Below are 20635 nucleotides of genomic sequence, written 5' to 3'. Positions count from 1 at the left end.
CTCAGGTGGAAAAAATTCTCAGCTGTGCCTGATTAACCCTGTCCACCATTCCGGTGCATCTCACTCTGACCCTAATTGTTAAGCAATATTTCTGATCGGCCTGAACATTAGCGTCGAACTTATCGACATTCCGGGAAATTGCTCAATAAATCGACTCTGACCCTAATTCTTTGCGCCAGATTTGGCGACATTTTTGTTGGCGATTTAGAACCAATTAGAGCCGAGAACTAGTCTTACCGATGATGGCGCTCGCACGAACGTAAAACAAAGAGGGTCAGTGTCGAATTGTTTGCCAATTTTTAAAAATCAATTGGCAAATAATTCGACTCTGACCCTCATTATTTCGCTGCATGATTACAGGCAGCTGTTCATCGAGAATAGCTGCCGATCAAGCGGAGAAATTGCTCAATAATTCGACTCTGACCCTAATTAGGGGTTAGCTGCCGAAGTAGCGGCCGGAGCGGTGCCAGACCATGACCATGCTGCTCATGGCCACCGCGCTCAGTGCCGACCAGCCGACCAGGTGCGGGGCCACCAGGCCGAGGGCCAGCAGCAGGATGACGCTGTCGATCATGACCTGGGTGCGGCCGGCATTGATGCCGTACTTCTTTTGCAGCCACAGGGTGACGATGCCGGTGCCGCCGACGCCAGCGCCGTGGCGCGCCATGGCCAGGATGCCCATGCCGCAGAAGGTGCCGCCGCCCAGCGCCGCCACCGCGGGGTGGATGTGGTCGATCACCAGTACGAAAGGCATGATCTTGAGCAGGCCCATGACCAGCGCGCTGCCGGCCAGCGACTTGAAGGTGAAGAGCGGGCCCATGAACAGGTAGCCGAACAGGAAGAACGGCACGTTGATCATCATGAACAAGGTGCCCACCGATACGCCGCTCACGTACGACGTCAGCAGCGCAATGCCGGCCACGCCGCCCGTGATCAGCTGGGCCGCCTGCAGCAGCACGATGCCGATCACGACGAACAGCACGCCGACCGCAATGCCGTAGACGTCATCGAGTGGCGAATGCGGCTTGACCACGACTGCGCGCTGGGAAGACGATGCCGACCCGGGGAACATGGCAGACTGGCTCATCCGCGCACCGCCGCATCGACGTCGATGGTGGCGATCGCCACGCGAACGGACAGGGTCCGCCGGGTGGCCGTGCAGGGGGTAGCGACGAGCGTAGAGCTGAAGTTCATGTTCCTTGCGATATAGAGGTAACAGGGATGCCGGCGCGCCGGGTAGGCGCAAATGCGCGAAACGCACGGGGTATGGTGTGCTTCGGGCCGCTATTATCGCTCATGTTGCGGCGCAATGTCGATACGCCAGGCATCCTGGCGTAGTAGATGAGAAACACCTGGGCAAACAGGCTTGTGCGAAGCACCATGCCGGTGCGCGCACCCCTGTTTCAGTGCGACTTGCGCAGCCGGAATGCCCTATTCCGGTGCCCGCCCCGCCGCCAACTCGCGCTCCAGGAACTCGACGCACACCCGCACCTTGGCCGAATTGCCCAGCCGCTGCGGATACACGGCCCAGACATTGGCTTCCTGGCTGAGGTCAGGCAGTACCTGCACCAGCCGCCCGGCATCGAGATGGGGCTGGGCATGCCAGCGCGAGCGCAGGATGATGCCGGCGCCGTCGAGCGCCCAGCGCAGCGCGATCTCGCCATGGTTGGTCGACAGCGCGCCCGAGACCTTCACCGTCTCTTCGCCCCCGCGCGCGCGCAGCCGCCACACGCCGAACGGGTGGTCGCGCTCCTTGATCACCAGGCACTGGTGGCCGGACAGCTCCTGCAGCGAGCGCGGCGCGCCATGCCGTGCGAGGTAATCCGGCGCCGCGCACAGGATGCGGTGGTTCGCCATCAGGCGGCGCGCGATCAGCTGCGGCGCGATCTCGTCGCCGATGCGCACGTCGAGGTCGAAACCTTCGGCCACCGGATCGACCAGCCGGTCGAACACCTCGAACCTGATCTGCAGCGCCGGGTAAGCGCGTACCAGCTTGGCGATGGCCGGCGCCACCACATTGCGCCCGAAGCCGAAGCTGCTGCAGATGCGCACCCGGCCACTGGGCTCGCGGCGCCGCTCGGACACCTCGTCGACCAGGTCGTCCAGGCTGTCCAGGATGGCCTGGACCCGCGCGAAAGCCTGCTCGCCTTCCTCGGTGATGACGATGCGGCGCGTGGTGCGCTGGAACAGCCGCACGCCCAGCGCCTCTTCAAGCACGCCGATGCGCTTGCTCACATACGCCGCAGACATGCCCAGTTCCGCGGCGGCCTGGGCGAACGAGCCCTTGCGCACCACGGTCACAAACACGCGCAAGTCGGCATGCTCCAGCAGATTATTCACGTTTCGTGTTCCTTGCCGCCACGGAAAGCCATATTATAAACACCGCGTTTCGGATTATGCTTGGCACACCCATCCAGCACCCAGGAGCACGCCACATGAACACCCACAAGATCGCAGTCATCGCCGGCGACGGCATCGGCAAGGAAGTCATGCCCGAGGGCCTGCGCGCCCTCGACGTGGCCGCCCGCCGCTTCGGCATCCGCCTCGAATTCACCACCTTCGCCTGGGCCGACTGCGACTACTACGCGCAGCACGGCAAGATGATGCCGGACGACTGGCGCCAGCAGCTCGACGGCTTCGAAGCCATCTATTTCGGCGCCGTCGGCTGGCCCGACACGGTGCCCGACCACATCTCGCTATGGGGCTCGCTGCTCAAGTTCCGGCGCGAGTTCGACCAGTACGTCAACCTGCGCCCGGTGCGCCTGATGCCCGGCGTGCCCTGCCCGCTGGCCAACAAGAAGCCGGGCGACATCGACTTCTACGTGGTGCGCGAAAACACCGAAGGCGAATACTCCTCGGTCGGCGGCAAGATGTTCGAAGGGACCGAGCGCGAATTCGTGCTGCAGGAATCGGTCTTCACCCGCCACGGCACCGACCGCATCCTCAAGTACGCCTTCGAGCTGGCCCAGCGCCGCCTGAAGAAACACCTGACCGCCGCCACCAAGTCGAACGGCATCTCGATCTCGATGCCCTATTGGGATGAGCGCGTGGCCGCCATCGGCCAGCAGTATGGCGACGTCAAATGGGACAAGTACCACATCGACATCCTGTGTGCGCGCTTCGTGATCTCGCCCGAGCGCTTCGACGTGGTGGTGGCCTCGAACCTGTTCGGCGACATCCTGTCGGACCTCGGCCCGGCCTGCACCGGCACCATCGGCATCGCGCCATCGGCCAACCTGAATCCGGAACGCACCTTCCCGTCCCTGTTCGAACCGGTGCACGGCTCCGCGCCCGACATCTACGGCAAGAACATCGCCAACCCGATCGCGATGATCTGGTCCGGCGCGATGATGCTCGAGTTCCTGGGCCAGGGCGACGCCACCTATACCGCCGCGCACGACGCCATGCTGGCGGCGATCGAACGCTGCCTGGTCGAGGGGCCGCGCACGCCGGACATGGGCGGTGTGGCCAATACCACCGAGGTGGGCCAGGCGGTTGCGCGCTATCTGGACAAGGACAGCTGACCTGCGCCCGGCCCGCTTGCATGCCGGCCGGGCCGGTGCTACCGTCCACTGCATCACTGACATCCCGCCCGAAAGGACAGCATGGCGCCGTACGACGCAAACGAGCCGGAATACGTCGGCTTCTGGCTCCGGGTAGGCGCCGCCCTCCTCGACACCATCCTGGTGATGATGCTCACGGCGCCGCTGCTCTGGTACCTGTACGGGCCGGCATATTGGCACGATCCGTCCTTCGACGGCGGCCTGGCCGACCTGTTCATCGGCTGGGTGCTGCCCGCCATCGTCGTCATGCTGTTCTGGCTCGCGCGTTCGACCACGCCGGGCAAGATGGCCATCGACGCCGTCATCGTCGACGCCCGCACCGGCGCCAGGCCGAGTGCGCGCCAGTTCCTGGTGCGCTACGTCGGCTACTTCGTCTCCAGCATCCCGCTGGGGCTCGGCCTGATCTGGGTCGGCATCGATGCGCGCAAGCAGGGCTGGCACGACAAGATGGCCGGCACGGTCGTGGTCAAGCGGCGCAAGCGCACGACGCCGCCACTCAGGCGGTAAGCCGCCGCATCTCGGCAATCAGGTCGGCCTTGCCCTCGAACCCGATTCCCGGCAAGTCCGGCATCGTGATGTAGCCATTCTCGACCTTCACGCCGTCCGGGAAGCCGCCATACGGCTGGAACAGGTCGGGATACGACTCGTTGCCGCCCAGCCCCAGCCCGGCCGCGATGTTCAACGACATCTGGTGCCCGCCGTGCGGAATGCAGCGGCTGGCCGACCAGCCATGCTGGCGCAGCATGTCGAGCGTGCGCAGGTATTCCACCAGCCCGTAGCTCAGCGCGCAGTCGAACTGCAGCCAGTCGCGGTCGGGACGCATGCCGCCGTGGCGGATCAGGTTGCGCGCGTCCTGCATCGAGAACAGGTTCTCGCCGGTGGCCATCGGCTTGTCGTAGTAGTTGCGCAGCGTGGCCTGCAGCTCGTAGTCGAGCGGATCGCCCGCTTCCTCGTACCAGAACAGATCGTACTGCGACAGCGCCTTGGCGTAGCCGATTGCGGTGTCCAGGTCGAAGCGGCCGTTGGCATCCACCGCCAGCTTCTGGCCATCCCCCAGCACGCTCAGGATCGAATCGATGCGGCGCAGGTCTTCGTCGAGCGAGGCGCCGCCGATCTTCTTCTTGACCACCGTATAGCCGCGGTCGAGATAGCTGCGCATCTCGTCCTTCAGCTTGCCGTGGTCCTGGCCTGGATAGTAATAGCCGCCGGCCGCGTATACGAACACTTTCCGATCCGGCTCGCCGCTGCCGTAACGCTCGGCCAGCAGCTGGAACAGCGGCTTGCCGGCGATCTTGGCGGTCGCGTCCCACACCGCCATGTCGATGGTGCCGATGGCTACCGAGCGCTCGCCATGGCCGCCCGGCTTCTCGTTGGTGAACATCGCCTGCCATACCTTGTGCGGATCCAGGTTGTCGCCGCTGGCGTCGACCAGCGACGCCGGGTCGGCCTCGAGGATGCGCGGAATGAAGCGCTCGCGCATCAGGGTGCCCTGGCCGTAGCGGCCGTTGGAATTGAAGCCGTAGCCGATCACCAGCTTCCCGTCGCGCACGACGTCGGTGACCACGGCGACCACGCTCAGCGTCATCTTGCTGAAATCGATGTAGGCGTTGCGGATCGGGGAGCTGATCGGGACAGTCTTTTCGCGGATCTCGACGATTCTCATCTGGTATTCCTTCGCTTGCGGTTGAACGAGCCACCAGATTATTCGCTTCAAAGGCGGTTATGATTGAGCCGGATTCACTAGATTATTAACCTGCGGTGAAAAACGACCTCGCCTCCCACCTCGAATTCTTCGTCCTGCTGGCGCGCCATGGCAGCCTGTCGACCGCCGCGCGCGAGCTGGACCTGACCCCGCCCGCCGCCACCAAGCGCCTGGCGCAGCTGGAACAACACCTGGGCGTGCGCCTCGTCAACCGCACCACCCGCACCAGCAGCCTGACGCCGGAAGGCGAAACCTATCTGCACTACGCGACCCGGATCCTGGCCGAGCTGCGCGAGATGGAAGAAGCGGTATCGAGCACGCGCTCGGTGCCGCGCGGGCTGCTGAAGGTGAACGCCTCGCTGGGCTTCGGGCGCACCGCGATCGCGCCGCTGGTCTCGAGCTTCGCCCAGCGCTATCCGCAGGTGGAGGTGCAGCTCGACGTCACCGACCGCCCGGTCGACCTGGCCGCGAACGGCATCGACCTGGCGATCCGCTTCGGCGAGCTGCCCGACCAGCGCCTGGTGGCGCGCCGCATCATGTCCAATCGGCGCTTCCTGTGCGCCTCGCCGCGCTACCTTGAGCAGCACGGCACGCCGGGCAGCCTGGCCGACCTGGCGCGGCACCGCTGCATCGTCCATCGCCAGAACGAGGACGCGCACGGCGTGTGGCGCCTGGTGCACGAGGGCCGCAATGTCTCGGTGAAGGTGCAGGGCACGCTCTCGAGCAACGATGGCGACATCGCCCTCGGCTGGGCGCTGGATGGCCACGGCATCCTGGTGCGATCGGAATGGGACTTGACCAAGTATGTGGAGAGCGGGCGCCTGAGGATCGTCATGCCCGGCTATGTGCAGCCGGGAGCCGACCTGTATCTGTACTACCGCAATCGCCAACACCAATCAGCGCGGGCGCGCGCCTTCATCGCGTTCTTGCTCGACCGGTTCGGCGGCGACGACGGCATCGCCAACTGAGTCTCCCTGTCGGCCTGTCTTACAGGCATTCGACAAAATCGCATCGACGAAACACCAAGTACTTGATCACAATCAGTTTAATTTTTTGGCACGTTACTTGCTCCCTGCCCGGTTTCCATTTAACCAGGGAGAGACAACATGATCAAGAACGTGATTGGGCTCGTTGCAGGGCTGCTGTGTGCGCTGCCCGCATGGGCGGGATACGTGCAATACAATTTCAAAGGCCCGCTGACGGGGTACTTCGTGCAGCACGATACCGATGGGTCCATCGCCGATTTCAGGTTCGGACTACCGATCCAGGGAGTCGGCGAGCCGTTCGAAATGCGCATATCGCCGGAGCATTCCGAAGGGAGCACCGAGATCACCGAAGTGAGCACCCATTTCTTACGCGACGGCCCGACTAATTTCCGCATCTACAGCAACTTTGGTGGCGACCAGTACACATCGTTCAGCATCAGGTTCGCATCCGACCCATCGGGCATCCTCTATTACACTGCCCATTACAAAACTTCGATATACCGGGTTACTGAAGACGGCCCCGGCTTCTACGATTTCGCAGGCGCCCACCGAGGCACCGTCTCCGCAGGGGCCCTGGACCCCGGCTATGAGCAGTGGCTCGATTTTAACGGCGGCTATCAGGATCACGTGTTCCGAATCGTCCCGCGATACGTGGGACCGAACGAGGTGCCGGAACCAGCTACGCTGGCGCTGCTCGCGATCGGGGCGACGGGACTGGCGTTGCGCCGCCGCCGGGCCTGGGCGGTCTAGCCGGCTGGCGCGCCGCCAGTCACCAGCATGGTGACGGCGGCCGCCAGCAGCACCGAGCTGAACGCCACCCGCAACAGCCGTGGCGGCAGGGTATGCGCCAGGTGCACGCCCCACGACACGGTCAGTACGCCGCCCAGCGCCAGCGGCAGGCCCACCTGCCAGTCGACCGCGCCGCTATGGCCATAGGTGGCCAGCGCCACGAAGGCGCCCGGCACCACCAGCGCCAGGGCCATGCCCTGGGCGCGCGTCTGCGGCATCTTGAACAGGCTCACCAGCGCCGGCACCACCACCATGCCGCCGCCGATGGTGAAGAAGCCCGACACCGCGCCGCTGGCGATGCCGATCGCCGGCATCAGCCGGCGCGGCACCTCCCTCGCGGGCGGCAACGGCGCGCCGGTCTTGCGCCGCGATGGCCAGCCGAAGTACAGCGCCAGCGCCAGCAGGAACAGCGCGAAGGCGTAGTGCAGCACCTGGGCGTCGATCGCCACCGCGAAGCGCGCCGCCAGCCAGGCGGTCCCGATCGAGCACAGGCCGGCCACGCCGACCGAGCGCAGGTCGACCGGGTGCTTCTGGTGATAGCGCCAGAAGCCGATCGCCACGTTCGGCGCGATCATCACCAGCGCCGTGCCCTGGGCCAGGTGCTGGTTCATGCCATACAACAGGCCCAGCACCGGAATGGCAATCAGGCCGCCGCCGATGCCCAGCATGCCGCCGGCGATGCCGAGCGAGGCGCCCAGGCCGAAGTTCAATGCGAGGTCGATCACGGAAATCATAGACTAAGCCAAAAACGCGACGGCCCCTCGCAAGGGGCCGTCGAATGGAAAGGGTTAACGCCTTAGACGACCTGCGCCGCCGCCAGCGCCGTCATGTTGACGATGCGGCGCACGGTGGCGCTCGGGCTCAGGATGTGCACCGACTTGGCCGCGCCCAGCAGGATCGGACCCACCGTCACGCCCTTGCCGCTCGCGACCTTGAGCACATTGAACAGGATGTTGGCCGCGTCCAGCGACGGCATCACCAGCAGGTTGGCGCTGCCCGTGTAGCCAGCGTCGATACCGTAGATGTCGCGGATTTCCTGCGACAGCGCGGCGTCGCCGTGGATCTCGCCGACCACCGCCAGTTCGGGGGACTGCTCGGCCAGCAGCGCGCGGGCTTCACGCATGCGGCGCGCCGACGGACGCTCGGACGAACCCTGCGAGGAGTGCGACAGCAGCGCCGCCTTCGGCTCCAGGCCGAAGTGCTGCAGGGCCTCGGCCGCCAGGCGGGTGATCGCCGCCAGTTCCTGGGCGCTCGGGGTCTCGTTGACGTAGGTGTCGGTGATGAACAGGGTCAGCTTGTCGAGCACCAGCGCGTTCATCGCGGCCAGCACTTCGGCGCCCGGCGCCACGCCGATCTCGTTCCTGACATGTTCCAGGTGGCTGTCATAGCTGCCGGTCATGCCGCAGATCAGGGCGTCGACCTGGCCCGACTTCAGCAGGCGCGTGCCTTGCAGCGTCGTATCAAGCTCCGCCGCGATGACCGTGTAGTCCACGCCAGCCTGCAGGCGCAGGCCGGCCTGCTTGACGGCGCGCGCGATCGCGGTCTCGTCGCCGATCAGCACCGGCTGGGCGATGCCCTCGTCCACCACCGCCTGCACCGCGCGCAGCACGCGTGGCTCGTTCGCTTCGGCGTAGGCGACCTTGCGCACATTGGCGCGCGCCTTGTTGAACACGGGCTTCATGAAGAAACCGGTGTGGTAGATCATCTCGCCCAGCTTGTCGCGGTAGGCGTCCATGTCGGCGATCGGGCGGGTCGCCACGCCAGAATCGGCGGCCGCTTGCGCCACGCGCGGTGCGATCGCCGCCAGCAGGCGCGGATCGAACGGCTTCGGGATGATGTATTCAGGACCGAAGGTCAGGTCCTGGCCTTCGTAGGCCAGCGCCACCACGTCGCTCGCCTCGGCCTCGGCCAGTTCGGCGATCGCGGTCACGCAGGCCAGCTTCATCTCGTCGGTAATGCGGGTCGCGCCGCAGTCCAGCGCGCCGCGGAAGATGTAAGGGAAGCACAGCACGTTGTTGACCTGGTTCGGATAGTCCGAACGGCCGGTGGCGATGATGACGTCCGGACGCGCGGCCTTGGCCACCTCAGGACGGATTTCAGGTTCAGGATTGGCCAGGGCCAGGATCACCGGCTTGTCGGCCATGGTCTTGACCATCTCGGCGCTCAAGACGCCGGCGGTCGAGCAGCCCAGGAACACGTCGGCATCCTTGACGATGTCGCCCAGGGTGCGCGCATCGGTCGCCTGCGCATAGCGCGCCTTGTTGGCTTCCATATTCGCTTCGCGACCCTGCCAGATCACGCCCTTCGAGTCGGTGACGTAGATGTTCGACTGCTTCACGCCCAGCAGCACCATCATGTCCAGGCAGGCGATGGCCGCCGCGCCGGCGCCCGAGGCCACCAGCTTGATCTGGCCGATGTCCTTGCCCACCACCTTCAGCGCATTGAGCAGCGCGGCGGTCGAGATGATCGCGGTGCCGTGCTGGTCGTCGTGGAAGACCGGGATGTTCATGCGTTCGCGCAGCTTCTTCTCGATGTAGAAGCATTCCGGCGCCTTGATGTCTTCCAGGTTGATGCCGCCCACGGTCGGCTCGAGCATGGCAATGGCGTCGACCAGCTTGTCCGGATCCAGTTCGTCCAGTTCCAGGTCGAACACGTCGACGCCGGCGAATTTCTTGAACAGGCAGCCCTTGCCTTCCATGACCGGCTTCGATGCCAGCGGGCCGATGTTACCGAGACCCAGCACCGCGGTGCCGTTCGAGATCACGGCCACCAGGTTGCCGCGCGAGGTGTAATCGAAAGCGGTCGCCGGGTCGGCGGCGATTTCCTCGCAGGCGTAGGCCACGCCCGGCGAGTAGGCCAGCGACAGGTCGCGCTGGTTCGACAGCGGCTTGGTGGCCACCACTTCGATCTTGCCGCGGGTCGGGCTGCGATGGTATTCGAGCGCGTCGATGCGCAACTGGGTGTTCTGGGCTTCGTTCAGATTACTATCGGTACTCATGGTCTTCCTATAACTTGGATGTCGCGGCGTGGAAGGCGGCCTTCCATTCATGGGCAAACATTCTAGCCGAAGCGACACCATCGCGTGTGGACGCGGTTACGTACGGTCGTGCTGTTTTATGCGCCGCGCAGGCGTACGTACAGCAGCGCCGCGCCGGCGACGTCGCGCGCCAGCAGTAGCAAGGACACCATCAGGAACAGGCCCGCGGGCCGCGCCAGCACGGCGGGGAACAGGCAGGCCAGCACCAGCAGCGCCAGCCCGGCAAGATGCCAGCGCCACTGGCGCGCGGCCTGCGCCTCGCCCAGCACCGCCGACATCTTGGGGATGCGTTCGCGCGGCAGACGCTCGTCGTGGGCCAGGTGGTACCAGACCAGGAAGGGCACGATCTTGTACAGCATGCCGTTCACCGCCGAAATTGCGCAGCCCACGATCACGAGCACGCCGGTGAGCAGGGGCAGCGCATCCACCGAATCGAAGGCCAGCTCGAACGGAATGAAATGCAGCAGCGCCGCCAGCAGCAGGCTGCCCATCGCGAGCAGCCAGTAACGGGTCCCGGTATCCGGCTTGCGCTTGCGGCGCCCTAGCCAGGCCACCGTGGTGACCGCATAGTGCAGCAGAAGCGCGCCGATGCCGATCTCGCAGGCCAGGGCCCACCAGCCGGCGTCGAACAGCGTCGCCGCACTCCAGCCAAACAGCAGCGCGAACACCAGCGGAGGCAGCCAGGTCTCGAGCAGACGCGGATAGGTGGCCGTACCCTGGAACATCGGGACCACCTGGAACGACACGGTCGCCGTCAGCACGATCACCCAGCCGACCAGGCCCCAGGTGGCGTGGATGTCGGTGAGCAGCGGCGCGTTGAGGCTTCCCACTCCGCCCAGGTAGAGCGCCAGCGCGGCGCCGATCGCGATCGTGATCGCCAGCGCCGCCGCCGCGTAGCGCACGCCTTCCACCAGCGGCTTCGCGCCCGCCGGCACCGGACGCGCGATGGCGGCCCCGATCGCGCTCAGGAACACGAATCCGGCGCTGCCCAGCAGGCCCGCCGCGAGGTGAAACGCCGTCGCGCCCAGGCTCAGGCCGAGCGCCGCGGCTAGTACGGCCGTGCCCAGCGCCAGCGCGCACCAGCAAAAGACCGCCACCTGCCGCGCCAGCGGCACCGCCACGCCCGCCGTCACCGGCAACAGCTGGAACAGCGCGCCCACGATCGTCATGGTCAGGAAACCCAGCACCACCAGGTGGGTCATGCAGAGCGTGACCGGGGTCCAGCGCAAGACCAGCGCCGCTTCGCCGTGCCACACCAGCAGCAGCGCCGCCGCCAGCGCGAAGCACGGCGCCGCCAGCATGAACGGCAGCGGCACCCGCAGCGCGGGCATCGCCGCGTAGCTCAGTGCGCGCTGCATGCCATCGCTTCGATCACGAGGTCGTAGCGGGCGTCCGGCCGGCGCGTGGTGCGGTGTTCCCAGCCGCGCCGGTCGAGGATCTCGTACAGCGGGAACGGCTCGCGGTGGATCAGCACCTGCAGCCGGGCGCCCGGCGGCAGCGCGGCAAGCGCATCGAGGATGCGTTCCATCGGTTCGGGCGCCGCCAGCGCCGAGACGTCGATGCGGATCGTGTCGGCGATGATCGCGTTCATGCCCCCTCCTCGAGTGTCGAGTGCTGCCAGCGCCAGGCATTCGTGGCCAGCCAGCCCGGCATCTCGCCGTGAGCCTCCCCGCCGCCGGGAATGAGGTCGGCCAGGGTCACGCGATTGAGTTCGGCCAGATAGGCGGCGGTGGCCACCGCCAGCGATTGCTGCAGGCGGTCGTCAGGCTGGCGGCATGGCGGCCGCTCGCCGTCCGGACCGCCGCGCGCACCACGCGCCAGGCCGCGCTCGGTGCAGCGCACGACTTCGCCCAGGCGGATGTCGCGCGGCGCGCCGGCCAGGCGCATCCCGCCCAGGCGGCCGCGCGAAGTCTCGATCAGGCCCGACGCGGCCAGCACGCAAGACACCTTGGCCAGGTGGTGGCGCGAGATGCCGTAGCGCTCGGCGATCTCGTTGATGGTCGCGATCCGCTCGCGGTGGTTGCCCAGGTAGACCAGCAGGCGCAGGGCGTTGTCGGTGAATTCGGTCAGCTGCATGTACATATGAACGCCTTCGTGGTTGGTTGATGACGGCGCGGCGTCAGCCTTCGTAGGCACGCAGGCGCTCGATGTCGAGGATGGTGATGCTGCGCCCGGCGATGCCGACCATGCCGCGGTGGGCCATGTCGTGCAGCACGCGCGAAAAGTATTCGGGCGACAGCGACAAGCGCGACGCGATCATCTTCTTGCGCGCCGCCAGCGTCACCTCGGCGCCCTGCGCCGGATCGTCCTTGAGCAGGTAGCTGACGATGCGCTGGCTGCCGCTGCGCAGGGTATAGGATTCGACGTCCGAGATCAGGCCGTGCAGGCGCCGGCTCATCGACGCCAGCAGGCGCCGCGAGAAGCCGGGATTGCGCTCGATCTGGGCGTAGATCGCGTGCTTCGAGATGTGCAGCAGCATGCTGTCGGCCAGCGTTTCGGCCTGGGTCATATAGGGCCGCTCCATGAACAGCGGCGCCTCGCCGAAGCTCTGGCCGGGGCCGATCAGTTCGACCACCTTCTCGTCGCCTTCGCTCGAGACGATGGAAAGCTTGACGTCGCCGTAGATCACGGCGTGCAGGCCGCTGCAGGATTCGCCGCGTTCGACGACCACGCGGCCGCGCGGCACGTGCAGCTCGGTGGTCGCTTGCGCGAGCATGTCGAGCTGTTCGGACGAGAGGTCGGCGAACAGGGGCAGGGTTGCCAGGAACTGGCGGGGTGCGATGCGGTGTCGGCTCACGATAAATTCAGGGCGTAGCCCGTGGAAACGAACGAAACGGGGGCGCCTGGAACATCCGGCGCACCGGAAAGCGCATTCGCTCCAAAGCAGCGATTGCGCATGCCGCATCCTACAATTCGTTGACTAAACAAAAACTTGATGTGGATCAAAAACGGCCGAGCTAGCTGTGCAAATAGTCAATTTGACCTAGAAACCGTACGTCGTCATGCCGACTGCCGCCGAAGCCGCCCCTGCCTACAATGGGGCCAACCGGAGGCCGACATGCAGGACATCGAAAAATTCATCCGCGGCTTCAGCCGCTTCCAGGAGCAATACCTGAAGGAGCCCACCGCGCTCGACAGCCTGCGCCAGGGCCAGCATCCGCGCACCCTGGTCATCGGCTGCTGCGATGCGCGGGTCGATCCGGCGCTGCTCACCGGCTGCGATCCGGGCGACATCTTCGTGGTGCGCAATATCGCCAACCTGGTGCCGCCGTGCGCCCCGGACGCCCCGCCGGGCGTCAGTTCGGCCATCGAGTTCGCGGTGTGCGGCCTGGAGGTGGCGCGCATCATCGTGCTCGGCCACGCGCGCTGCGGCGGGATACGCGCCCTGATGTCGGGCGCACGCATCAGCGAAGAGGCGGAGCAGACCGGCTTCGTCGCGCGCTGGATGCGGCTGGCCGAACCGGTGCGGCGCGACGTGCTGCGCGAACTGCACCACAAGCACGCCGACGAGCAGTGCCGAGCGGCCGAACTGGCCAGCATCCTGCATTCGCTCGACAACCTGTTGACCTATCCGTGGGTCCGCCGCCGCGTCGAGGCTGGTACACTAGCCATGCACGGCTGGTATTTCGACCTTGCCGCCGGCACCCTGCTCGCCTACTCGGCGCGCAAGCAGGAATTCCTGCCCATACTCGATCCCGTCGCGGTGAACGTGACGCACGCCGCCTGAACCGCATGCCAGCCTACTCCGCCCTCGCCCCCTTCCAACGCCTGTCCACCAAGATCGTCGGCGCCCTGATCGGCTTCCTGCTGCTGGCCCTGGCCGCAATCGGCGCCACCCTGTGGCTGTCGTGGCAGCTCGAAGGGGCGGCGGCCGCGATCAACGAGACCGGCAGCCTGCGCCGCCACAACTACCGGCTGGCGCTGGCCCTGCCGCGCACGCAGGAGGCGCCCGTCATCGACGCCTATGCGCGCGTGGAACGCCAGATCGCCACCATCGAAGCGACCCTGCTGCTGCTCGAACGCGGCGATCCTCAGCGTCCGCTGGGATTGCCGCCGACGCCGGCGATCCACGGCGCCTTCCTCGACGTGGCGCGGCGCTGGGGCGGCCAGGTGCGCCCCAGCGCGCGCCAGGTGCTGCAATTGGAAGGGCCCGCTCGCATCGAGGCGCTGCGCCTGTTCGACGACCAGCTAGAAGACTACGTGGCCGATCTCGACCGCCTGGTCAACCTGATCGAACGCGACAACGAACTGCGCACCTTCTGGCTGCGCGCCTCGCAGCTGGTGCTGGTCGCGCTGGCGATCGGCGGTACGGTGGCCCTGGTCTACCTGATGTTCGCAATGATCATCGCGCCCGTGATGCGGCTGCGCGAAGGCATGCGCAGCATGGCAGGCAGCGACTTCGGGGTGCGCCTGGACGTCGAGAGCCGCGACGAATTCGGCCAGCTGTCGAGCGGCTTCAACGAAATGGCCGACCGCCTGCAGCACCTGTATTGCAATCTCGAAGACGAGGTGCGGCGCAAGACCGCAAGCCTCGAAGACAAGAACCGCGAACTGGCACTGCTGTACGACTGCGCCGCCTTCCTGCAGCAGCGCCACACTTTGGCAACCATGTGCAGCGGCTTCCTGTCGCGCATCGCGGCTTATTTCGGCGCGGCTGGCAGCACCGTGCGCATCGTCGACCCGGCCAACGAGAACATGCATATGGTGGTGCACGACGGCCTGTCCAGCGAGATGGCCGAGGCCGAGCGCTGCATGAAGATCGGCGACTGCCTGTGCGGCGAAGCGGCGGCCAGGAAGATCTCTGTGGTACACAGGCTGGAAGACATGCCGCAGGTGGGCCCCCTGGCCTGCAGCCGCGAAGGTTTTGCGACCATTTCGGTGTTCCAGATCCACGCGCAAGACCAGCACGTCGGCCTGTTCAGCCTTCACTTCATGCAGGGGCGCAGCTTCAGCGAGCGCGAACAGGCCCTGCTCGAGACCTTGGCCAAGCTGGTCGGGGTGGCGATCGAGAACATGCGGCTGGCGGCGCGCGAGCGCGAGATGGCGATCTCGGAAGAACGCAACCTGGTCGCGCGCGGCCTGCACGACAGCATCGCGCAAGGCCTGAACTTCCTCAACCTGCAGGTGCAGATGCTGGAAACCTCGCTCGCCGCGGGACGCGCTGCCGAGGCGGCGGAGATCGTGCCGCTGCTGCGCGCCGGGGTCCAGGAAAGCTACGAAGACGTGCGCGAGCTGCTGCTGAACTTCCGCAGCCGGCTGGCGGAAGAAGACCTGAACGCGGCCCTGCACAAGACGGTGCGCAAGTTCGCGGACCAGGCCGGCGTCGACACTGCGTTCTCGGTGCACGGCAAGGGCGGCCCGCCGATCGAGCGCGAGGCGCAGCTGCAGATCCTGTTCATCGTCCAGGAAGCGCTGTCGAACGTGCGCAAGCACGCCCGCGCCAGCCGCGTGGAAGTGCGGGTCGACGACGGCGATGACTACCTGGTGAACGTGAAAGATGACGGCGCCGGCTTCGACGCCGGCGCGAAGCCGGACGCCGACGGCGGCCACGTGGGGCTGCACATCATGGGCGAGCGCGCCGGCCGCATCGGCGCCAGCCTCGAGATCGAATCGACGCCGGGCGCCGGGACCACGGTCCGGCTCCGGCTCGCGCAGGCGCAGCGCCGCGCCGCCTGAATCAATATGAAAGGGAGATTGAATGCCTAGTGAAGCCGAAACGATCAGCGTGCTGCTGGTGGACGACCATACCCTGTTTCGCAGCGGCGTGCGCTCGCTGTTGCAGCGCAATCCGCGTTTCAACGTGGTGGGAGAAGCCGCCGACGGGGTCGATGGCGTCAAGCGCGCCCTGCAGCTCAAGCCCGACGTCGTCCTGCTCGACCTGAACATGCCCGGCATGTCGGGCATCGAGACCCTGCAGCTGATGCTGCAGGACCGGCCCGGCGCCGCGGTGCTGATGCTGACCGTGTCTGAGGAAGCCGAGGACCTGGCAGCGGCCCTGCAAGCCGGCGCGCGCGGCTACCTGCTCAAGAACATCGATGCCGATTACCTGACCCGTGCCGTGGAACGCGCGGCCGCCGGCGAATCGGTGCTGGCCGAATCGCTGGCCGGCAAGCTGTTCGCCCACGTGCAGCGAGGCGGCGCAGCCAGGGCGCCTGCAGCGGTGTCGGAACTGGACAAGCTCACCCCACGCGAGCGCGAGATCCTGGCCTGCCTGGCACGCGGCGAGAGCAACAAGGTGATCGCGCGCGCCCTGGACCTGGCCGAAAGCACGGTCAAGATCCACGTCCAGAACATCCTCAAGAAGCTCGGGCTGTCGAGCCGGGTGCAAGCGGCGGTGTTCGCGGTGGAGCATGGCTTGCAGTCGGGGCAGGAGCGGCGCGACTAGCTCACTGGCCGTCGAGCGCCATCTTCACCTGGTTCGCCAGTTGGGCCAGCGTGAACGGCTTGGCCAAGGTCCACGCCCGCACCAGCATGCCCTCGACCGCCTCCACGTCGCGCGTATGCCCGCTGGTGAACAGCACCGGCAGGCCGGGCCGCCGCTGCAGGGCGCGGGCGGCGAGCTGGCGACCGTCGAGTTCGGGCATCAGCACGTCGGTGAACAGCAGCGCAATGTCGGGATGCGCGTCGAGCAGGCGCAAGGCCGCCGCCGCGCCATCCGCCACGTGCACCGCGTAGCCCAGCATCTGCAGCATCTCGGCCGACAGGCTGCGCACCGCCGCCTCGTCGTCCACCACCAGGACCACTTCGCCGGCGCGCGCGCGGACGATGTCCGGCGCCGCCGCCGGCTGCGCGGCCGTGCTGCCTGCCTCAAGGTGGCGCGGCAGGTATAGTTCGACCCGCGTGCCCGCGCCGGGCGTGGACTCGATGCGCACCTGGCCGCCGGATTGCTTGACGAAGCCATACACCTGGCTCAGGCCGAGCCCCGTGCCGCGCCCCACTTCCTTGGTGGTGAAGAAGGGCTCGAAGGCCTTGGCCAGCACGTCGCGCGGCATGCCGGCGCCGGTGTCGGCCACCGCGATCATCACGTAGTCGGCCGGCGCGGCATCGCCCAGCTCCACGAAGTCGAACCGGTCGAGCACGCGGTTGGCGGTCTGGATCAGCAACTTGCCGCCGTGCTCCATCGCATCGCGTGCGTTCACCGCCAGGTTCAGGATCGCATGCTCCAGCTGGTTATGGTCGGCGTGCAGCAGCCAGGGAGCGCCGCCCAGTTCCAGCTCGACGCGGATGCTGCCGCCGAGCGAATGTCGGATCAGCTCCGACATGCCCGCCACCAGGTCGTTGGCGGAGAATGATTCCGGCTGCAGCGGCTGCTGGCGCGAGAAGGCCAGCAGCCGCTGCGTCAGCTGGGCCGCACGCCGCACGCCGCCCTTGGCGATTCCCACGTAATGCAGGGCGCGCTCATCGCCCTCGCCCAGGCGCCGGCCGAGCAGCTCCATCGCGTTCGACACCACCGCCAGCATATTGTTGAAATCGTGCGCGATGCCGCCGGTGAGCTGGCCGACCGCCTCCATCTTCTGCGATTGGCGCAGCGCTTCTTCCATGCGCGCGTGGCGTTCCAGTTCGCTCGCCACGCGCCGCTCGAGGGTGTCGTTCATGTCGCGCAGCGCCACCTCGGCGCGGTGCCGCTCGGTGATGTCCTGGAACAGCACGGCGACCTGGCGCCGTTCGGGCGGCTCGATGCGCAGCGCCGCCAGCTCGAGGAAGCGCCCGGTGTGTTCGAGCGCGCGCTCGAAGCGCAGCGGCTGGCCACTGACCAGCACCTGACGGTAGATCTCGATCCAGCCCTCGGCCTCCTGCGGCACCAGGTCCCTGACCTTCTTCCCGACCACGTCATCGATGCCGGCGTTAGCCGCATAGGCGGGGTTTGCCAGGACGTGCACGTAGTCGTTCAGCGGGCCATGGGGGCCGTCCAGGAACTCGATCACGCAGAAGCCCTCGTCGATCGATTCGAACAGGGTGCGGAACAGGCGCTCGCTTTCCTGCAGCGCCGCCCGGGTCGCCCGCTGCTCGCTCAGGTCGAGCATGGCGCCGATCATGCGCCGCGCGCGGCCTTCGGCGTCGCGCAGCACCGTGCCACGGTCGAATATCTCGGCATAGCTGCCGTCGGCGCGCTGGAAACGGTACTCGCCCGACCAGCTGCTGCCCTGGCTGTCGATCACCGCGTGGATGGTGCTGTCGATGCGCGGCCGGTCCTCGGGGTGGATGTGCTCGAGCCACCAGTTGGCGCTGGTCGCGTCGAACTGGTGGCCGAACAGCGTCTGAACCGCCTGGTTCCAGATCACGTGGCCGTCGGCCATATTCCAGTCCCAGATGGCGTCATTGGTCGACAGCAGCGCAAGCCGGTAACGCTCCGCCGTCTCCATCGTCTGCGCGGTACCGCGCGCGGCGGCGGCCTCGCTCTCGCGCAGGCTGCGCCGGGCGGCGACCGTCGCGCTCACGTCCTGCACCGTGCACAGCAGGCCCTGCACGCGACCGGCGTCGTCGCGCAGAGGTGCGAACGCGAACGTCGCCCAGGCGGGCGCGAGGCCGCCGGCGCCACGCAGCTCCAGTTCATCGACGCGGCTGCCCCGGCCATCGAGCGCATGCAAGGCCGCCGGCCGCAGCGCATTCCAGGCCTCGCCCCAGGCTTTGGCAGCCGGGGCGCCGGGCCGCCGGGCGCCGGTCGACGGCAGCAAGGCGCCGCAGGCGTCGTTGGCGAGCAGCGCCAGCGCATCGCCCCAGGCCAGCCACATCGGGGCCGGGGATTCGAGGACCAGCGCCGCGGCCAGGCGCAGCGCAGAGGGCCATTCGCACGGGTCGCCCAGCGGCGAATCACGCCATTGCTGCTCGCTCATCCCTGTCTGGCGTAATACGGCTGTGTTCATCGATTGGTGCGGAAATTAAGAAAGTGGCCCAATGGCCAATACCGCGAGGAATAGTACAGGAACAGGATACAGTTGTCGCATCGGCAAGCACCCGCCTGCTCCGTCAGCTGCGACCCGATATTGCTACGCGCTGCTTTTTCGTGCCAAATATTTCCCAAAAGTATCTAGATTTCATATAGATCAACCTTTAGCCAGCCCAGGGCCTGTCCGGCATCGCCAGGCAGGCGGCGCCGTGGTCTGCCAGGTGGTGGCGACGATAAACGCCATCTGCGCCTCAGCCGACCGCATCGGCGCCATCACCAACGTCATCGACGGCCTCGGCGGCCAGGGAAATCAAGGGACTGATCGCCGACTCGTCGGCGCGGGTCGCCGACGGCTCGGCAGCGCTCGCCCGGCGCGCGCTCACGCGCCCTGGCGTCGCGGCAGCGTGATGGTGAATGTGGTACCGTCGTCCGCGGTCGAGGCGACGGTCAGTTGACCGCCGTGCGCCTGGACGATCTCGCGCGAGATGAACAAGCCAATGCCGAGGCTGGTGCGCTCGGTGTAATCGGTATTGACGCTTGACGCGATTCGCACCAGGGGATCGAAGATGCCGGCCAGCTTGTCGGGAGGGATCAAGGGACCGCGGTTATTGACCGCGACCACGACCGCGTCATCGGAGTCCCTCACGCGCACCTCGACCGGCGCCTCCGGGGCGCCGTATTGCAGGGCGTTGCCGATCAGGTTGGACAGCACCTGGGCGATGCGGCTGTCGTCGAATACCGCTTCGAGCTGGGTCGGCGCCTGGAAGTCGATCAGCTTCTCGGGATGGAAGGTGCGCAGTTCTTCGACCACTTCTTCACATACCTTCAGCAAATTACCTTCCCTTGCCTTGATCGGGATTCCCGGCCCCAGGTGGGTGCGCGTGAAATCGATCAGATCGTTGATCAGTTTGCTCATGCGCTTGGCGCTGTTGAACATCCGCGTCGCGACCAGCACGTATTTCGGCGGAATGTCATGCGCCTGCATGACGAAGCTGGCGCCGGTGACGATCGTGCCGAGCGGGTTGCGCAGGTCGTGCCCGAGAATGGCCAGGAACATGTTCTGAGACTGCTTGACCATGGCCTGGTAACGCGCGACCGATTCGGCCAGCGCCTGGTCGACCGCCTCATTGAAGCGATTGACGTCTTCCATATCGGTTGGCTGCCCGGCCGCGACATCCGCCGCCCACAAGGTGAGCACGCTCGAGCGCAGCGCGCGGTACTCGGACACCAGCTGCACCACCGTGTAACCGGAGATGAGGCGCGCTTCGGCGTGGACTTCGGCTGCGGTATCGGCGCGCTCGCGCTTGCCGAGGCCGCGCGATCTGGCGCTGCGTTCGGCCTCGTCCTGTGGCTGCGCCAGGTCTTTGGCGAAGGCCTGCAGCATCTGCCTGGCGTGGTCGCGCAATTCGACGTCGTCCATGGTTAGTGCGGGCGGCTCGATGGTGCGCGCAAAATCTTCCCAGGCCTGCAGGATAGGTTCCAGATTATCGCGAATAAAATCGGCGAGCCGGTGTTTTGTCATTATTATTCTTTCCATTTTCCCGGCGTTGCGCCAATCGCATCGCTCCAGACTTTTTCATCATATCAGCCACCGTAGATTTGCGTAAATGCCACTCATCATTTATCGGTCAATTAAATTCAGAAACAATTAGGACATTCCACTGAAGTCGT

The 20635-nt window shown here is 66.3% G+C and carries 18 protein-coding genes; 7 read left to right on the top strand and 11 right to left on the bottom strand.

The annotated features are described in order from the left end of the window. Positions 1–436 precede the first annotated feature (436 nt). Positions 437–1087, bottom strand: coding sequence for a YitT family protein (locus AC3A6F_RS08260; RefSeq protein WP_487679655.1), 651 nt, complete (start codon positions 1085–1087; stop codon positions 437–439). Between the two features lie 344 nt (positions 1088–1431). After that, complete coding sequence (locus AC3A6F_RS08255; RefSeq protein WP_487679653.1) at positions 1432–2340, bottom strand: LysR substrate-binding domain-containing protein; 909 nt, start codon at positions 2338–2340, stop codon at positions 1432–1434. A gap of 95 nt (positions 2341–2435) precedes the next feature. On the opposite strand from AC3A6F_RS08255, the gene AC3A6F_RS08250 reads away from it, so the two are divergent. Next, positions 2436–3524 (top strand): tartrate dehydrogenase, encoded by a 1089-nt coding sequence (locus AC3A6F_RS08250; protein WP_487679649.1) that lies wholly within the window; start codon positions 2436–2438, stop codon positions 3522–3524. An 81-nt stretch (positions 3525–3605) separates the two neighbouring features. Next, entirely contained in the window at positions 3606–4070 is a 465-nt protein-coding gene (locus tag AC3A6F_RS08245) for an RDD family protein (protein ID WP_487679647.1), read from the top strand. Here the strand turns inward: AC3A6F_RS08245 and AC3A6F_RS08240 are convergent. Continuing rightward, positions 4060–5226 carry a mandelate racemase/muconate lactonizing enzyme family protein gene (locus tag AC3A6F_RS08240; RefSeq protein ID WP_487679646.1) on the bottom strand — a complete coding sequence of 389 codons (1167 nt, stop codon included), beginning with the start codon at positions 5224–5226 and terminating at the stop codon, positions 4060–4062. The genes AC3A6F_RS08245 and AC3A6F_RS08240 overlap by 11 nt on opposite strands. Before the next feature lie 95 nt (positions 5227–5321). Here AC3A6F_RS08240 and AC3A6F_RS08235 point away from each other — a divergent pair, with 95 nt between their 5' ends. Continuing rightward, positions 5322–6233: a LysR family transcriptional regulator gene (locus AC3A6F_RS08235; protein ID WP_487679644.1), complete on the top strand. Its 912-nt coding sequence runs from the start codon at positions 5322–5324 to the stop codon at positions 6231–6233. A 138-nt stretch (positions 6234–6371) separates the two neighbouring features. Further along, positions 6372–7001 carry a PEP-CTERM sorting domain-containing protein gene (locus AC3A6F_RS08230; RefSeq protein WP_487679642.1) on the top strand — a complete coding sequence of 210 codons (630 nt, stop codon included), beginning with the start codon at positions 6372–6374 and terminating at the stop codon, positions 6999–7001. Here AC3A6F_RS08230 and AC3A6F_RS08225 read toward each other — a convergent pair. From AC3A6F_RS08225 to AC3A6F_RS08200, 6 genes are all read right to left on the bottom strand, one after another. Then, positions 6998–7774 (bottom strand): sulfite exporter TauE/SafE family protein, encoded by a 777-nt coding sequence (locus tag AC3A6F_RS08225; protein WP_487679640.1) that lies wholly within the window; start codon positions 7772–7774, stop codon positions 6998–7000. The two genes, AC3A6F_RS08230 and AC3A6F_RS08225, sit on opposite strands and share 4 nt — an antisense overlap. Positions 7775–7836: 62 nt before the next feature. Next, entirely contained in the window at positions 7837–10038 is a 2202-nt protein-coding gene (locus tag AC3A6F_RS08220) for an NADP-dependent malic enzyme (protein ID WP_487679638.1), read from the bottom strand. Between the two features lie 116 nt (positions 10039–10154). Further along, positions 10155–11435 carry a permease gene (locus tag AC3A6F_RS08215; protein ID WP_487679636.1) on the bottom strand — a complete coding sequence of 427 codons (1281 nt, stop codon included), beginning with the start codon at positions 11433–11435 and terminating at the stop codon, positions 10155–10157. Beyond that, the gene (locus AC3A6F_RS08210) at positions 11420–11668 is read right to left on the bottom strand and encodes a DUF2249 domain-containing protein (protein ID WP_487679634.1); all 249 of its coding nucleotides are present in this window, start codon (positions 11666–11668) and stop codon (positions 11420–11422) included. Before AC3A6F_RS08210 ends, AC3A6F_RS08215 begins: the two co-directional genes overlap by 16 nt. Next, complete coding sequence (locus tag AC3A6F_RS08205; protein ID WP_487679632.1) at positions 11665–12159, bottom strand: RrF2 family transcriptional regulator; 495 nt, start codon at positions 12157–12159, stop codon at positions 11665–11667. Before AC3A6F_RS08205 ends, AC3A6F_RS08210 begins: the two co-directional genes overlap by 4 nt. Before the next feature lie 37 nt (positions 12160–12196). Then, complete coding sequence (locus tag AC3A6F_RS08200) at positions 12197–12877, bottom strand: Crp/Fnr family transcriptional regulator (protein ID WP_487679670.1); 681 nt, start codon at positions 12875–12877, stop codon at positions 12197–12199. A 258-nt stretch (positions 12878–13135) separates the two neighbouring features. On the opposite strand from AC3A6F_RS08200, the gene AC3A6F_RS08195 reads away from it, so the two are divergent. From AC3A6F_RS08195 to AC3A6F_RS08185, 3 genes are read left to right on the top strand one after another with little or no spacing between them, the layout of a single operon-like run. Next, positions 13136–13804: a carbonic anhydrase gene (locus AC3A6F_RS08195; protein ID WP_487679630.1), complete on the top strand. Its 669-nt coding sequence runs from the start codon at positions 13136–13138 to the stop codon at positions 13802–13804. Between the two features lie 5 nt (positions 13805–13809). Beyond that, positions 13810–15753 (top strand): type IV pili methyl-accepting chemotaxis transducer N-terminal domain-containing protein, encoded by a 1944-nt coding sequence (locus tag AC3A6F_RS08190; RefSeq protein WP_487679628.1) that lies wholly within the window; start codon positions 13810–13812, stop codon positions 15751–15753. Positions 15754–15775: 22 nt separating this feature from the next. Beyond that, entirely contained in the window at positions 15776–16462 is a 687-nt protein-coding gene (locus AC3A6F_RS08185; protein WP_487679626.1) for a response regulator, read from the top strand. Between the two features lies 1 nt (position 16463). On the opposite strand, the gene AC3A6F_RS08180 is transcribed toward AC3A6F_RS08185, so the two are convergent. After that, positions 16464–18911, bottom strand: a complete 2448-nt coding sequence (locus tag AC3A6F_RS08180) for an ATP-binding protein (RefSeq protein WP_487679624.1) — start codon at positions 18909–18911, stop codon at positions 16464–16466. 432 nt (positions 18912–19343) lie between these two features. Continuing rightward, complete coding sequence (locus AC3A6F_RS08175; protein WP_487679622.1) at positions 19344–20486, bottom strand: ATP-binding protein; 1143 nt, start codon at positions 20484–20486, stop codon at positions 19344–19346. Between the last annotated feature and the right edge of the window lie 149 nt (positions 20487–20635).

It is taken from the genome of Massilia sp. Soil_C_3 (genome assembly GCF_057657035.1).
Note: the sequence above shows the minus strand (reverse complement) of the source record. Positions and strands in the feature narration are given on the sequence as shown.

Excerpts from the sequence above, each read along its gene's own strand:
- AC3A6F_RS08190 (WP_487679628.1), top strand. The coding sequence starts at position 13,810 with ATGCCAGCCTACTCCGCCCTCGCCCCCTTCCAACGCCTGTCCACCAAG.
- AC3A6F_RS08185 (WP_487679626.1), top strand. The coding sequence starts at position 15,776 with ATGCCTAGTGAAGCCGAAACGATCAGCGTGCTGCTGGTGGACGACCAT.
- AC3A6F_RS08195 (WP_487679630.1), top strand. The coding sequence starts at position 13,136 with ATGCAGGACATCGAAAAATTCATCCGCGGCTTCAGCCGCTTCCAGGAG.
- AC3A6F_RS08245 (WP_487679647.1), top strand. The coding sequence starts at position 3,606 with ATGGCGCCGTACGACGCAAACGAGCCGGAATACGTCGGCTTCTGGCTC.
- AC3A6F_RS08210 (WP_487679634.1), bottom strand. The coding sequence starts at position 11,668 with ATGAACGCGATCATCGCCGACACGATCCGCATCGACGTCTCGGCGCTG.
- AC3A6F_RS08230 (WP_487679642.1), top strand. The coding sequence starts at position 6,372 with ATGATCAAGAACGTGATTGGGCTCGTTGCAGGGCTGCTGTGTGCGCTG.
- AC3A6F_RS08220 (WP_487679638.1), bottom strand. The coding sequence starts at position 10,038 with ATGAGTACCGATAGTAATCTGAACGAAGCCCAGAACACCCAGTTGCGC.
- AC3A6F_RS08215 (WP_487679636.1), bottom strand. The coding sequence starts at position 11,435 with ATGCAGCGCGCACTGAGCTACGCGGCGATGCCCGCGCTGCGGGTGCCG.
- AC3A6F_RS08205 (WP_487679632.1), bottom strand. The coding sequence starts at position 12,159 with ATGTACATGCAGCTGACCGAATTCACCGACAACGCCCTGCGCCTGCTG.
- AC3A6F_RS08175 (WP_487679622.1), bottom strand. The coding sequence starts at position 20,486 with ATGACAAAACACCGGCTCGCCGATTTTATTCGCGATAATCTGGAACCT.
- AC3A6F_RS08260 (WP_487679655.1), bottom strand. The coding sequence starts at position 1,087 with ATGAGCCAGTCTGCCATGTTCCCCGGGTCGGCATCGTCTTCCCAGCGC.
- AC3A6F_RS08240 (WP_487679646.1), bottom strand. The coding sequence starts at position 5,226 with ATGAGAATCGTCGAGATCCGCGAAAAGACTGTCCCGATCAGCTCCCCG.
- AC3A6F_RS08225 (WP_487679640.1), bottom strand. The coding sequence starts at position 7,774 with ATGATTTCCGTGATCGACCTCGCATTGAACTTCGGCCTGGGCGCCTCG.
- AC3A6F_RS08180 (WP_487679624.1), bottom strand. The coding sequence starts at position 18,911 with ATGAGCGAGCAGCAATGGCGTGATTCGCCGCTGGGCGACCCGTGCGAA.
- AC3A6F_RS08250 (WP_487679649.1), top strand. The coding sequence starts at position 2,436 with ATGAACACCCACAAGATCGCAGTCATCGCCGGCGACGGCATCGGCAAG.